Source organism: Pseudoduganella sp. R-32 (assembly GCF_049913245.1).
In the GTDB taxonomy this organism is placed as follows: Bacteria; Pseudomonadota; Gammaproteobacteria; order Burkholderiales; family Burkholderiaceae_D; genus Rugamonas.
Map to the genome: position 1 here is coordinate 3,969,494 of NZ_CP183987.1, position 13,547 is coordinate 3,983,040.

11 protein-coding genes and 1 pseudogene are annotated in these 13,547 nt (G+C 67.9%); 2 read left to right on the forward strand and 10 right to left on the reverse strand.

All coding sequences use genetic code 11. The features are described from left to right. Nucleotides 1-3 precede the first annotated feature (3 nt). The 4 genes from ACN9MU_RS18065 to ACN9MU_RS18080 are packed head-to-tail and all read right to left on the reverse strand — an operon-like array spanning nucleotide 4 to nucleotide 2,025. Nucleotides 4-255: an acyl carrier protein gene (locus tag ACN9MU_RS18065; RefSeq protein WP_426161764.1), complete on the reverse strand. Its 252-nt coding sequence runs from the start codon at nucleotides 253-255 to the stop codon at nucleotides 4-6. Between the two features lie 37 nt (nucleotides 256-292). Then, entirely contained in the window at nucleotides 293-547 is a 255-nt protein-coding gene (locus ACN9MU_RS18070) for a phosphopantetheine-binding protein (RefSeq protein WP_057263891.1), read from the reverse strand. Further along, a complete protein-coding gene (locus ACN9MU_RS18075; RefSeq protein ID WP_426343221.1) occupies nucleotides 540-1,301 on the reverse strand; it encodes a lysophospholipid acyltransferase family protein in 762 nt (253 codons plus the stop codon). Before ACN9MU_RS18075 ends, ACN9MU_RS18070 begins: the two co-directional genes overlap by 8 nt. Then, nucleotides 1,294-2,025 carry a beta-ketoacyl synthase chain length factor gene (locus tag ACN9MU_RS18080; RefSeq protein ID WP_426343222.1) on the reverse strand — a complete coding sequence of 244 codons (732 nt, stop codon included), beginning with the start codon at nucleotides 2,023-2,025 and terminating at the stop codon, nucleotides 1,294-1,296. The genes ACN9MU_RS18075 and ACN9MU_RS18080 overlap by 8 nt, the downstream gene beginning before the upstream one ends. A gap of 1,226 nt (nucleotides 2,026-3,251) precedes the next feature. On the opposite strand from ACN9MU_RS18080, the pseudogene ACN9MU_RS18085 reads away from it, so the two are divergent. Beyond that, a pseudogene (locus tag ACN9MU_RS18085) lies at nucleotides 3,252-4,724 on the forward strand (DNA translocase FtsK); the annotation flags it as partial. Nucleotides 4,725-4,806: 82 nt separating this feature from the next. Continuing rightward, nucleotides 4,807-5,112 carry a hypothetical protein gene (locus tag ACN9MU_RS18090; protein WP_426161767.1) on the forward strand — a complete coding sequence of 102 codons (306 nt, stop codon included), beginning with the start codon at nucleotides 4,807-4,809 and terminating at the stop codon, nucleotides 5,110-5,112. 15 nt (nucleotides 5,113-5,127) lie between these two features. On the opposite strand, the gene tssA is transcribed toward ACN9MU_RS18090, so the two are convergent. From tssA to ACN9MU_RS18120, 6 genes are read right to left on the reverse strand one after another with little or no spacing between them, the layout of a single operon-like run. Further along, a complete protein-coding gene (tssA, locus tag ACN9MU_RS18095; protein ID WP_426161768.1) occupies nucleotides 5,128-6,225 on the reverse strand; it encodes a type VI secretion system protein TssA in 1,098 nt (365 codons plus the stop codon). Between the two features lie 2 nt (nucleotides 6,226-6,227). Next, nucleotides 6,228-6,878, reverse strand: a complete 651-nt coding sequence (locus ACN9MU_RS18100; protein WP_426161769.1) for a formyltransferase family protein — start codon at nucleotides 6,876-6,878, stop codon at nucleotides 6,228-6,230. 7 nt (nucleotides 6,879-6,885) lie between these two features. Next, a complete protein-coding gene (locus tag ACN9MU_RS18105) occupies nucleotides 6,886-10,998 on the reverse strand; it encodes a type VI secretion protein IcmF/TssM N-terminal domain-containing protein (RefSeq protein WP_426343223.1) in 4,113 nt (1,370 codons plus the stop codon). Then, nucleotides 10,920-11,696 (reverse strand): DotU family type IV/VI secretion system protein, encoded by a 777-nt coding sequence (locus ACN9MU_RS18110; RefSeq protein WP_426343224.1) that lies wholly within the window; start codon nucleotides 11,694-11,696, stop codon nucleotides 10,920-10,922. Before ACN9MU_RS18110 ends, ACN9MU_RS18105 begins: the two co-directional genes overlap by 79 nt. A 2-nt stretch (nucleotides 11,697-11,698) precedes the next feature. After that, on the reverse strand, nucleotides 11,699-13,024 hold the full coding sequence (tssK, locus tag ACN9MU_RS18115) for a type VI secretion system baseplate subunit TssK (RefSeq protein ID WP_426318136.1): 1,326 nt from the start codon (nucleotides 13,022-13,024) through the stop codon (nucleotides 11,699-11,701). Between the two features lie 14 nt (nucleotides 13,025-13,038). Next, complete coding sequence (locus ACN9MU_RS18120) at nucleotides 13,039-13,542, reverse strand: hypothetical protein (protein WP_426161773.1); 504 nt, start codon at nucleotides 13,540-13,542, stop codon at nucleotides 13,039-13,041. Nucleotides 13,543-13,547 lie beyond the last annotated feature (5 nt).

Here is a 13,547-nt window from a genome sequence, read left to right on the forward strand (position 1 = left end):
TGCTTACGCAACCTGCTCCGTCTTGCCGGCCAGTGCTTCCACCACGTCGCCGATGGTGCGGATGGTCTTGAACACTTCCGGCTGCAGGCGCTGGCCGGTAAGCTGCTTCAGTTTCACCGCCAGGTCGACCGCATCGATGCTGTCGATATCCAGGTCGGCATACAGGTTGGAATCGGCGGACAGTTCCGACTTATCCAGTTCAAACATTTCAGCGAGCAGGTCGACCACCCAGGCTTGCAATTGGTCTTTGCTCATTTCTTTCAGATTAACCATCTTCTACCCCTACGTTGTTTTATTTCTGTCGGTGGCTCTCGATCATCGCAGCCAGCGCCTGCACCGAGGCGAAATGACGGCGCGTCTCTTCCGAATCCGCGGAGAGCGAGATCCCGTACTTCTTTTGCAAAGCGACGCCCAGTTCGAGCGCGTCGATCGAGTCCAGGCCCAGGCCTTCGATGAACAGCGGCGCTGCGCTGTCGATATCATCCGGTGTGATGTCTTCCAGCTGGAGGGCATCGATGATCAGTTGTTTCACTTCGAGTTCAAGCATTGCTTTGGCACTTTCCGGCAAAATAATTTTGTAAGAAGTCGGTCAATTGGCGCGCGGCCATCACGTCGCTGGCGCCCTCCGTGAATCGTGCGACCGCCAGGTCGTCCTGCACGTCGATCTGGATCAGGAAGCGGCGCGACGGCACGCGCCACCATTTTTCGCCCTTGTGCAGTGTGGGCGGATCGCATTGCAGCAGCACAGGCGTGATGTCGCGCCCGCCGCGCACCGCAATATTGGCGGCCCCGCGCTTCATGCTGATCACGCCGTTCTTCGGCGTGCGCGTCCCTTCCGGGAAGATGATCAGGTTGTTGCCGCACTCCAAGGAAGCGATGCATTCGTCCACCAGTTCCGCGCCGCCCTCGTTATTGATATAGCCCGCGCCGCGCACCGGGCCGCGCGTGAACGGGTTGTACCACAGCGCGCCCTTGACGATGCAGTCGGCGTTCTTCACGAAGGCCATCAGGAACACGGTATCGAGCAGCGTCGGGTGGTTGGCCAGGATCAGCATGCCGCCCCGCTCCAGCTTTTCCAGCCCGCGCACCTCGTAGCGCAGCACGCCGATCACCCGCATCATGTCGATATAGACGCGGAAGGCGCAGCGGATCACGGTGCGGGCGGCACTGATGCGGCGCTGCCTGTCGCGAATCAGCAGGTTCATCACCGGGAACACCAGGAGGCCCAGTACGATTCCGCCGACGCCGAAGACCACGAAGCTCAGGCCCGTCACGAAAATGCGCCAGTAACGGTCAAGCATCGCGGCTCCATGTCCAGCGCAGGCGGCCGTCGCAGCGTTCGAGCTTGCGGGCGCCGCTGGCGTAAAAGGCTGCCACTTCCAGGCTGCCCGGCATCTTGGCAGGCGCCGACTCGGCGCAAGCCTGCCATTCGAGCCGCACTGCATTGGCGCCGGCCGGCGCGATCAGCCATGCCCACGCGTGCGGCTGTTCTTCATATTCCTCGAATGGCGTAAATAATTCCGGCAGCGGGCAATCGCAGGCAAGCAGCAGTACGCTGGTCGCACCGTCGGCCAGCAGTCCGCATGCTTCGATGAGCGCATGTTCGACCGACGCCGCGCCGGAAGCCAGCGCAGTGTAATTGGCGCGATCGCTGCGGGCGATGCTGAACAGGCCGGGGATGGCATTGTGCACGGCCATGCCGAACGCCATCGGCGACAACGGTTCGCTGCGCGCCAGGTCCGATAGCAATTCAACCGCGCGCGCCACGTCGCCATGGCGCGAACAGAACACGGTGGGCACGCCGCTGCGGCCTTCGAGGCAGTCATAGGCCACTTCCAGCGCCATCTTGCCGAGGAAGCCCGCGCGGCGGCGCAGCATGGCCGGCATCGCTTTCACGCCCGGCTCTTCGCCGGCATGGATCGCAAACGGCGCTTGCGCCCAGGCTTGCCAGGCCTCAGGCGTGCTGATGCCTGGCGCCCATGCGGAATGCCTGAGAATTGAAAAACTAATGCCCTGGGTGCGCACTTTGCTGAACTATCGGAAATCTGGAGGAAGCCGGCGATTATAAACGATCAGCCCGCCCGAACGATAGAAACATTATCCCAGCAGCAACACTTTTTTGCATATTAGCACCTAAAAACCGCAAAACTTCGCGCAAATTCTCACCAACACTCACATTTCACTTCTCTTATTGGCATCATTGCTCGTGATAAACTCCGGGCGAGCGATTTTCAGGAAAGATTTGAATGGCAGTAATGTCGTGGTTTGGCTGGTCTGTGCTGTGGACACTCCCCCTGCTCTGGCGCCTTGTGAAGGTGTTCCTGCTGAAGAGGACCACCTTGCTCGGGCAGGGCTTCATTAGGTTAGTGCTGGGCACCGTGCTGATGTTGCTGGCCAACTCGATTGGCGCTGCAACCGGCGGTCTTGCCGGCATCTTGCTCATCCTTGCCATCGGTACCGTCGCCGTCCCGTGGATGTTTGGCCATCGCGCCCTGGCATTCATGGCCTGGTGCGGCCGTGCCGCGCGCCTGCTCAAACGCCCGAACCAGGGGGAGCGGCGCGCGCCGCCGCGAACCGCTTCCCACGCCGCGGCGCCGGCCAGCCCGGCCCGCGGCGGCGAGCGCTTCTCCGAAAAGCGGCCGGCGTGGGACCACGCTGCGGCAGCATCGCCTGCCCGCTTCTTCGGCGCGGAGGCACTTGAAAAGGCGCGCGCCCCGGCGGCGCGTCCGGCAACCGAATGGGCCGAAGTCGAAAGCCTGCGCCCTACTCCGGCCATGCTGGCCCGGGCCAGGGCCAGGGAAGAAGCCGATGCCCTGGCCCGCCAGGCGCGGCCCGCCAGGATCGTGAAATTGCCGCAGCCGGCCGCGCCGGTACCGGCTGCGCACACGCCTGCTCCGCTGCCGGTGCAGGTCCAGGTGCCGCTGCCGGCAATCGTGGAAGTGCAGGTGATCCACGCAGCGGTCGAAGTGCGCACCATCACGAGCCCTGTGCCGGAAGCAAGGTGGGTCGACGAGACGCCCGGCCTGCCGCAACAGCCGCCTGCGCTGGAAACGACGCCGGTTGAGGTGGAATACACGCCATTCCGGGCTGCTCCGGAACCGGCGCCGGCGCTGCCTTGGCAGGAACCAGTTCCTGTTGTTTACGCCGAGCCGCCGCCGGCTCCTGCGAGCGCGCCGCCGGCAATGCCGCCAGCCCCGCCAGTTCCGGCAGCCGTGCCGATCACGCTCATGTCCCAACCGGAAGCCGACGTCGAACTTCCCGGCCTGGACTTGCTGGACGCCTATACGGAGGCGAAGTTCGAAGTCTCCGGCGCCGAGCTGGAAGAAACCGCTCGCCTGATCGAGCAGCGCCTCAAGGAATTCAAGGTCCCGGTCACCGTGCTTGGCGCTTCCGCCGGTCCGGTGATCACCCGTTTCGAGATCGAGCCGGCCATCGGCGTGCGCGGCGCCCAGATCGTGGCGCTGGTGAAGGACTTGTCGCGCGCACTGGCCGTGACTTCGGTGCGGGTGGTCGAAACCATTCCGGGCAAGACCTGCATGGGCCTCGAGTTGCCCAATACGCGGCGGCACATGATCCAGCTGTCGGAGATACTGGCAGCGGACGCCTACCGCGCCTCGCGCTCGCAATTGACGCTGGCAATGGGCAAAGACATTACCGGCGCCCCGGTCGTGACGGACCTGGCGCGTGCGCCGCACATGCTGGTTGCGGGCACCACCGGTTCCGGCAAGTCGGTGGCGATCAATGCCATGATCGTCTCCCTGCTGTACAAGGCCACGCCGACCGACGTGCGCCTGATCATGATCGACCCGAAAATGCTGGAACTGTCCGTCTATGACGGCATCCCGCACCTGCTGGCGCCCGTGGTCACCGACATGAAGCTGGCCGCCAACGCGCTGACCTGGTGCGTCGGCGAAATGGAAAAGCGCTACCGGCTGATGTCCGCGCTGGGCGTGCGCAACCTGGCCGGCTTCAACCAGAAAATCCGCGACGGCAAGGCCGCCGAAAAATACATTACGAACCCGTTCTCGCTCACGCCGGATGCGCCGGAACCGTTGTCGACGCTGCCCACCATTGTCGTCATCATCGACGAACTGGCCGACCTGATGATGGTGGCCGGGAAAAAGATCGAAGAACTGATCGCGCGCCTGGCGCAGAAAGCCCGCGCCGCAGGCATCCACCTGATCCTCGCCACGCAGCGTCCTTCCGTCGACGTCATCACGGGCCTGATCAAGGCCAACATCCCGACCCGCGTCGCCTTCCAGGTGTCGTCCAAGATCGATTCGCGCACCGTGCTTGACCAGATGGGCGCCGAAACCCTGCTCGGACACGGCGACATGCTGTTCCTGCCGCCCGGCAGCGGCTACCCGCAGCGCGTGCACGGCGCCTTCGTGTCCGACGAAGAAGTGCACCGCGTGGTCGACTACCTGAAACAGTTTGGCGAACCCGAATACGAAGAAGCGATCCTGGCCGGCACGCCGAGCGAAGAACCGGCGCCGGATCTCCTGGGCGACGTCAGCGCCGGCGAAACCGACCCGCTGTACGACGAAGCAGTGGCTTTTGTCATCCGCACGCGGCGCGCGTCGATCTCGTCCATCCAGCGCCAACTCCGGATCGGGTACAACCGCGCCGCGCGCATGGTGGAAGACATGGAGGCGGCCGGCATCCTGTCTTCGATGTCGACCAATGGCAGCCGCGAGATCCTGGTCCCTGTCTCATCCGATTGAGCGCCCCGTCAACGGTGCGGCCCTCAAGCAAGGCAATTGCTAAGATTTGGCATCGAAGCTTTGTTTGGATCAAGGAGGCACTATGGAGCGATTCCTGCTCGTCTATCGCGGCGCGCCGGACGGATCGGCCGAGGCCTGGCAGCATGCGCCGCAACGCTGGGCAAGCTGGTTCGATTCGCTGGGCGCCCGCTTGCTCGACCGCGGCAGCCTGACCCACGCCAGCGTCGACATCGACACCCGTCTCGCCGGCCCCAAATCGTCCAGCAGTTCACTGGCCGGTTACTCGGTGCTGGCGGCCGCCGATTTCAACGAGGCCGTTGCCCTGGCCGAACAGTGTCCGATCTTCGACGAACACGGCTCGCTCGAGATTGCGCACCTGGCAAATTGAGCGCCTGGGCCAAGGCTAGAACTTGATGCCGATCACGTTCATCAGCCGGTTCAGGTCTCCTTCTTCCTGCATGACTTCAGCCAGCACTTCCGGCAACGGCATCCGGCCCCAGCGTGCGGCACGACGCAACAGGAATGGCGTCGGGCTATGCGGCTCCACCGCCACCAGGTAGTCGGCCAGTGCATCGAGCGTGACATAGGCTTCGTTGCGATCGCGCCATTGGCCGACGACGATCGGGTCCAGCTTTGGCGGCGGCGCCGGCGCTGCTTCCGCTTGCACTGCTAGCGCCGATTCCTCTGCAGCCGGTGCCGCGCCCTCTTCCTCCTCTTTGCCGGGCTGGATCTGTTGCAGCACGCGCTGGACCGCTTCCAGCACGCTTTGCAGCTTGCCCAGCTTGGGCGCCTGGTCTTGCAGATGCGCGTGCAGCATGGCCGACAGCGAATGCAGGTAATCAAGGCTATGCGTTACAGCGGCAAGCGTGACGGCCAGCTCCGCCGCCCGCGCTGCGCCGGCAGCCAGGATATCGCCGCGCGTGGCCGCAGGCAGGCCGTCGCGTCCTGCGCTGGGCGTTTCTCGCGGCGCCGCAAGGCACTCCCACTCCGCCAGGGTGACCCGCGGCGGCTTGAAGCCATCGAGCGACAGCAATGGGGCCTGGACGCGGATGCTCACGCTCAGCGACTCGTTCAGCCATTCCAGGGGCGCCAGCCGTGCATCGCAATCTCCGTCGTCCTCGACCAGCGGATGCAATGCCGGCCAATATACGCGCAACAGCGCGTCGAGCAGGCGCAAGCCGTGCAACAGGCCGACGAAACCTCGCTGGCGCATCCAGGCCTCGGCCAGCCATGCGGCGAGCTGCAAGTCTTTCGAGCGCGTGGCCAACATGGCGCTGCAGCGCTGGGCAACCTGCTGCCACTGCGCGACCTTCAACGGACGCTCCCATTGGCCCATCGGCAGGCTCGGGTCGTCTTCTTCGCGCAGCAGGCGGATCTCGGTGAAGGCGGCATCGTCGCGCGCCGGCGGCCCGCACGGCGCGTCCTGCGACACAGGCGCCAGCAATTCGTCCAGCAATTGCTGTTCGGCGGCGCTGACCAGGAAATCGGGAATCGCTTTCATTGCTATGCCTTTTCTGAAGTGCCGGCAAGGAGCTTGCCAAGCTGTTGTACCAGGAACTTGGCCGCCAGCGGCGAGGTGCTCTTGTGCAGGTCGACCACGGAGGCGCCAGGAGGAAAATAGATGCGCTCCGACAGCGCGACGAGGCGACCGGTGTCGAAGCCTTCGTCCACCTCATGCAAGGCGATGACGACGTGGTCGGAACCGTCATCCAGCAGTGCCTGGAAGGGGTTCGGCCCCGCATAGCCGGACGGCCAGCCATCGTCGATGCAGGGATGCAGGTTATAGAAGCCATGGCGGGGATAGCTGCGCAGCCGCGCATCGATGCGCTGGCCGAACGTGGCGGCAATGCACAGGTCCGGCCGCCATTCGTCTTCATACAGGCGGTAGAAGGCCTCGCATTTCACCCGCCCCTTGTAGACCGGCAGCCCGTGTGCGCCGGCCAGTTGCTCCACCATCGCTTCCTCGCAAGCGCCATGCGGGTAAGCCCACACCCGCCGCGCTGGATTGACGAAGCTGGCCGCGGCGTCATCGGTCGCGACGCCTGCAACCAGCACCTGGCGGCCCAGCGGGCCTTTGAGCAGTTCGCTCAGCACATGGAAGCCGCGGTAGAAACTGCCGAATACCGCGATCCGGACCGGGGTGGTCATGTCCATGGCACGCTCACTCGCCCAGCGCCGCCTGCGCCGTGCGGCGCGCCGGCTCGGTGGTCCGCGCTGGGTCTTCCCACGCCGGCGCATGCGTCGGCCACGCCAGCGGCCAGGCCAGGGGCGCGCGCTTGCCGGGGGCGCTGACCAGCAGGCGCACGAACACGCGGGCGCGCGTGTCAGGTGCGGCCGGCTCGCTGTGCGCCAGCGGAAATTCGAAGCGCAGCAAGGGCACGCGCCCGTCGCCGGCACTGGTGTCGGCGTCGCGGTAGGCGCCGATAAAGCTGAACAGTGCCCACGGATCGTCGAAGCGATAGCTGACGGTGCACGCCTCGACCGTCATGTTCGGATGGCCGCCTTCCGCCTTCGGCTGCACCATGCCGTCGCGCGCGAAGCGCAAGGACAGCAGCACCGGCATGCCCGGCTCCCAGCGCAAGGCGCGCGGCGTTTCGCCCTGGCGCACCGTGCTGGCGCCAATGGCCAGGCTCCATTCGATGATCTTGTTGGCCTCCGCTTCCGCCGCGACGTTGACGCGGAACTGCGCCGTTACGTCAAGGCCGCCGGCCTGGCCTTCCTCGGCCGGGAACAGCGGCGCCAGCACGTCGCGCACGCGGCGCCATTGCAGGTCGGCCTGCCGCACGGCGGCGCTGGCGACCGGCCGCCCGGGCTCGCGCTCGGCCCGCGCAGCGGCGGCACGCACCCGTTCATACTGCCGCAGCGCAGCCCCCACCTCGTCGACGGCGGCAGCCGCCGTATCGCCGCCGCTGCCGGGCCAGGCCACGAACGGCAGTCGCCTGCCGAGGTCGCGGTTGTAGCCCTCGGCAAAACGCTCCCATTCCGCCCTGTACTGATTGGCCGACAGCTCGCGGCAGCGGGCCAGCAGGCTGTCCTGCAGGCTGGCCAGGCGCTCGGCAAACAGGTCGGCGCCGCGCCGCGGCGTGCCGCGCCCTGCCAGCTTGTCCTGGCAATTGCCGGCGTCGATCTCGCTCGCGCCCAGCAGGATGAACTGTTCCAGCGCGATCAGGGAACTGGTCGGGCTCTTCAGGCGGTAGCGCCGCAGGTCGGCCGCGATGCCCTGCCAGCGCGCAACCGCCGGCGCACCGGCCGCCGTGGCTCCTGCCAGAGGCAGCACGCCCTCCACCTGCTTGCCCGCCACCTCGATGAATTCAAGCTGTTGCGCCACGTAGTCCGGCAGCGCGCCGGCGTCGCCGCCGGCAAAGGCATCGGCCAGCGCACCCCTGCCGCCCTTCCACGACTGGAAATTGCGCTCGCGCGGCTGGAACACCTCGGCTGCCGTGAAATAGTCGTCCATCCGCTGCAGGCGGGTCAGGGCGTCGCGCGCCAGCGCCGCATCCAGTTCGGCCAGCGCAGGGCGCGCGCCCAGTTCTTCGAGGAAGGCCCGCACGCGCAGTGCCGCGGCGCGTTCGGCGTCGCTGGCGGCGCTGGGCAAGGCGGCCGGCGCAATGCTGGCCGCCTGCGCCAGGGCATGGTGGGTACTGTCGGCCAGCGCGAGGTCGACCAGCGCCGCGGCGGGCGGCTGCAAGGGGGCCGGCAAGTGCAGGTAGCTGCCGGCCTGGAAGGCCTTGCGTGCCTCAGCCATGCTGGCTGCGCGTTCGAGCTGGCCCTTGTCCCAGGCCAGGGTGGCGCCGGGCGGGACGTCGGGCAAGCGGGCCGGCGCGCCCTCTTTCATGTAAGGCTGCGCCAGCAGCGCCGTCACCGTCTCGTGCAGCAGTTTGCGCTCGGGCGTGAAGGCCCAGTGTCCCTCGGTCCAGGCCAGGCCGGTGCTACCGCCGTCGATCGCCAGCGGCGTTGCCAGCAGCCCGTCCCAGGCGGCCTTGAAGCGGGTGAAGCCCTGCGCCGCGCGCTCCTTGCTGTCGCGCGCGAGCGCAGGGCCCAGCAGTCCGTTGGCGGCAATGCGCGCCAGCAGCGCCTCGTGCGTGGCGCCCAGGTTGACCGTGCCTTCACGCATCCAGCCGCCCTTGGCTGTGGCCAGCATCGCCTTCTCGTCATCGAGCGCGCCGCGCAGGGCTGTCCATAGCTGCAGCTGACCCGCCAGTTCGGGCGAGCGCGGCGCGGTGTCGAGCAGGCCAGCCGTGCTGGCAGCAACTGCCTGTTCGGCGCGCAGCAAGCCGTTGCCATCGAACAGGCGGCGATACAGCGCATGGCTCGCCAGTTGCAGCGTGCAGCGTGCGGCCTGCTGCATCGGCGCCAGGTCCAGGGCCGGCAACTGCTGCGCCGTGGCGCGGAACATGGCCGCCGTGCGTGGCGGCAGGCCTTGCAGTTGCACGCCCAGCAGCACGCGCACCGCCAGCGCCAGGTCGTCTCCCGTGGCCGGCGCCGCCCCGGGATCCTGCAGGCGCCGCAAGGCTTGCAGCGCCCCGTCGAGCCGGTCGAGCTGGTCCAGGTATTGCAGCATGCCGAGGTATTGCGGCAAGTCTTCCAGGTTCAGTGCGCGCGCCGATCCCGCAGCCTCGCTCCAGCGCGCCGGCAGGCTGCATTGCGCACCGGGGATCAACTGCCCCGCCGGGTCGCGCGGCACCCCGGTCAGGGCCGAGGCCTGCGCCAGCGCGGCGCGGCGCAGGGGCTCGAAAGCGTGCTGCGCAAAGTCCTGCGCCAGGCGCTGTTGCAGGCGACCATGCAGCTTGTCGAACAGCGCCCAGGAACCTGGCATGAAGACCGAGGAGAAACGGCGCGCTCCCAGTTGTTCCAGGCTGCGCAAGGCGTCTACCGTGCGCTGCTGGCCTGCCTGGGGACTGGCGGCGTCGGCCGCGCTGTCCGCCAGCGACTGCCGCAGCAGGTAGTCGTGCGCAGCGCCGCCTTGCTGCGCCAGCTGCACGGTGGCGACGACCAGCCCGACGCCCCACATGGCCGGCACCGCCCACAGCGCAAGCCGGCCGGCATGGCTCAATGCCGGGCGCCGCGGCCGGGAAGCGCCGCGCAGCAAGCCCATTTCCGCGAAGATCTTGCGCTCGAAAATATCGCGCAGGAAGGCCGGCATGCCGTGGCCTGCCGGCGCTGCGCCTTGCTGCACCGCCGGCTCGGCCTGGCCCGCCGGCAAGGCGGCGCTGCAATCGCCGCTCAGGTAGATGCCGCGCAGCAGGAACGGCTCGTGGTAGGCGCTGGGGCGCATCAGCTCCCCGCAAAACAGCTTCAGGCCACTGCGCAGGCGTTCCAGCTGCGCCGGCAGCAGGAAATAGGCGGAACTGCCGCCATCGCTGCCTTCCAGCGCGCACAGTTCGGCGCAGGCATCGGCCACGCTGCCCGTCACCTGGTCCATCGCCGCGTCGACCCAGGCTTCGCGGAACGGGGCCACCACTTCATACGGCGCCGCCCATCCCACCATGGAACGTCGCAGCGCCTCGGGCAAGGCGGCGGCGAAGCTGGCGAAACCGGGTACCTGCTCGCATTCGGTGATCACGATGTGCAACGGAAAACGCAGAGCCAGGCGGTTCTGCGCCAGCCACAGGCGGCGATGGATGGCCTTGGCGCGCGCCGCCAGTTCCTGCTGGCCTTGCGCGTCCGAGGCCAGCAGGGCCGCACAAGGCAGGGCCAGCACGATGGCGTCGAACGGCCGTTGCGGGCGGTATTTGCGGCACAGGGCGATGAAGTCGTCCCAGATGCCGGTATTGGCCGCGCTGTCCGGGTCGGGCGAGCCAAGCTGGCTGGCCTGCAGCTGCACCACCACGCCCTGGTCGAAGAAGTGCCAGCCCACGCCGAGCGCCGCGGCGCTCTGGCTGCTGTCGACGCTCAGGGCGCTGGGCAGGCCCGATTGCGCCAGCGGCAAGCCGGCGCCGCTGCCTTCGTCCAGCACCAGGGTCCAGCACAGCTTGTACCGTTCGGCGCGCGTGGCGAGATTGGCCTCGATCAGCTCCAGCGCGGTGCGGAACGACTGGCGCAACGAATCGCTGGCCAGTTTCGGCGCCGGGGCAGCGGCGCCTGCGTCCTGGCCGGGTGCACGCAAGGCCGCGCTGACGACCACGGCCAGCAAGGCCAGCACCAGCAGCGTCACCAGCAGCAGGCTGACGATGGCCAGGTTATCGGACAGGAAGTTCAGCATGGCAGCCCCTTTGCCGGCGGAGCGCCCGACCACGCCATGGCCGGCGCCGCCAGCGCCTCGCGCACCGGCCACGATTGCCACAGCCAGAGCACTTCGGATAGACCCAGCAGGATCAACAGGACCAGCCCGAGCGCCAGGTAGCGCCGGCTCAGGCTTGCCAGGCGCCGCGTGCCGAGGTGGGCCAGCGTGCTGGCATATGGCTGGTCGCTCAGTACCGCGTCGCGCCCGCCCAGTCCCGGCGCGCGCTGGTAGGCAAACTGGAACAGCTCGCGGCGGTAGGCGGCCAGCGGCGCCAGGCTCGGTCCATCGCGATAGCTGCCCTGGAAGCCCAGCGCCAGGACATGCAGGAACATGCGCGCCTGGCTGCGCTGGGCCGGCTCCCGTTCGCGCAGCAACTGGTCGATGTCGGCAAACACCCGTTGGCCGGCCTGGCTGGTCTGGAACAGCACCGCCTCCAGCAGCACATGTTGCCAATGCTGGCGTCCGGCCCAGTCGGTATGCAGCAGGATCTCGTCGGCCAGTGCCGCCTTCAGGTAGCGCGCCTGCGCCGCGGCGTCGGCCCCGCTGCGGCCGGCCACGCGCCCCGCTTCGCGCGCCTGCTCCTCGACCAGCGCGCACAGGCGCTGGCTCAGGGCGTCGGCCCCGCTGCGGCCCTCGCCTTCACCCAGGCGCACGGCGGCCGCCACCTCCTGCTGCAGCACGCCGAAGAAGGCGCGCATCTGGGCCGAGGCAAAGTCGTCGCCGCCGGCACTGGTGTCGTAGCTGGTCATGATCAGTCTTTCACAAAGAGCACCACTTCGCGCGGGCGGCCGGCTTGCGAGTGCTCCAGCTGGTTGCTAAGCAGCAGGTCCTGTCCCGCCACGATGAACTGCGGCGCCGCTTCGATGGCAAACAGGCTCCAGCCGGCGCCGCCGCGCAGGCCCAGTTCGGGCGCGCCGTCGATCAGCCAGCGCGCCGCGCCGGGCACCCTGCGTTCGGCCAGCGACGTCGATACCGTGCGCGAACCGATCACTGCGCGTTCCATCCAGTCCTGCAAGCCGCGCTCGTCCTGGCCGCGCAAGCCCACCACCAGGCGCGCACCCAGCCATGCTTCCTCGATCGGCAAGGCAAATACCCGCCCCTCGTCGCGGAAGGTGTGGCTGCGCCATTCCTGGCTCACTTCCCCGGCCAGGTCTTCCAGGTTGTCCAGCACCTGTTCGAAAGCGCCATGGCTGTCCGCATGCAGGTACACCGGCGGCGCCAGCGGCACCGCCCCGGGACGCAGCGCAGCCAGCGGCCCCAGTTGCGCGCACAGCGCCAGGTAGAGCGGCAGGGGCTGCACCTGCGGTGCGAAGACAGCTGCTTCCAACAGCGGCAGGTGCAGCGTCAGGCTGGCCAGGCGCGAGCGCAGTTCCAGCAAGGCCAGCCTCTCTTCCGGCAACGAAGAACCGGCTGCGCTCTGGCGTGCCAGGAACAGCGCCTTGCTGCGCATCTGCGCCGCAAGCGCCTTGGCACGCTCCAGCAGCGGCGCCTGCGGCGCCACCGTCAGTTGCGCCGGCCAGAACGGCGCGCGCCGCACCGCCTCGTTCTCGCGCATCAATTGCATCAGCTGCAGCGAGACGTAGGCGGCGCCCGGCGTCGTGCCGGCCATCAGCGCCAGGTTGGCCGCCATGCGCGGCACTTCTTCGGCCAGCGCCTCCGACACTTCGTCCTCGACCAGGCTGCCCGCGATGCGGCGGAACCGGGCCGGCTGGCCCACCAGCCGCAGCGAGCGCGCGCTGCCGACCGCCAGGTAGACCGGCAATGGCTGCTGTTCCATGCTGTTGCGGTATTGAGCCAGGTCCAGCTGCAGCGCATGGCCCTGGGCCAGCGCCGCGTCGTAGTGCACCGCCATGCCGTCCGGCAGGATGGCCTCGATGGCGGTAATGCGCAGCAGGCCGTTGCCTAGCAGCGCTTCGTCGACTTCCAGCCGCCGCACGCCCCAGGCGGCCGGCTGGCCGGCCAGGGTTTGCCAGCCCACCAGCGCGTCGACGCGCGCACTCTCCTGCTGGAAATGCTGGGGCGCCAGGAGCATTCCTTCATGCCACTGGATATGTTCGGACAAGCGTGCTTCGGCCATGGCGGCTCCTTCTTTCAGTGGGCGGCGCCGGGCCGGATGTCGCTCGCGACAAAGCCCTGGGCGTTCAGTTGCAGGACATAGCCGCCGCGTTCGAGCAGCAGCCGTGCGCGGTGTTCGCCCGGCGCCGCATAGTTGGCGAAGGCCAGCGCGGCCCAGGCCCGTTCCGCGCCGAAGCGCTTCGGCTCGAGCTGGATGACCTGGCCCGGCGTGATTTCCACCGCCAGCACGGTCAGCGCTTCGGGAAAGGTGCGCTGCAGGTCGGCGCGCGTTGCGAAGTAGCGCGCGGCCGGCATGGCGGCCAGTGTATCGAGCACGCCCTTGTCCTTGACCAGCACCACGTCGACCGCCAGCGCGCTATTGCCATTGGCATTGTCGGCGGCGGCCAGGGCCAGCGTCTGCCAGCGCGGCGCTTGCGGACGCGGGCCGCCGGCCAGGCTGGCCAGCGTGCCGCAGGCGGCCAGCACGCCGGCCGCCAATAACGCCGCCAGCAGGTGGGCGGCAGGCTTCGCGTATCTCATGGCAT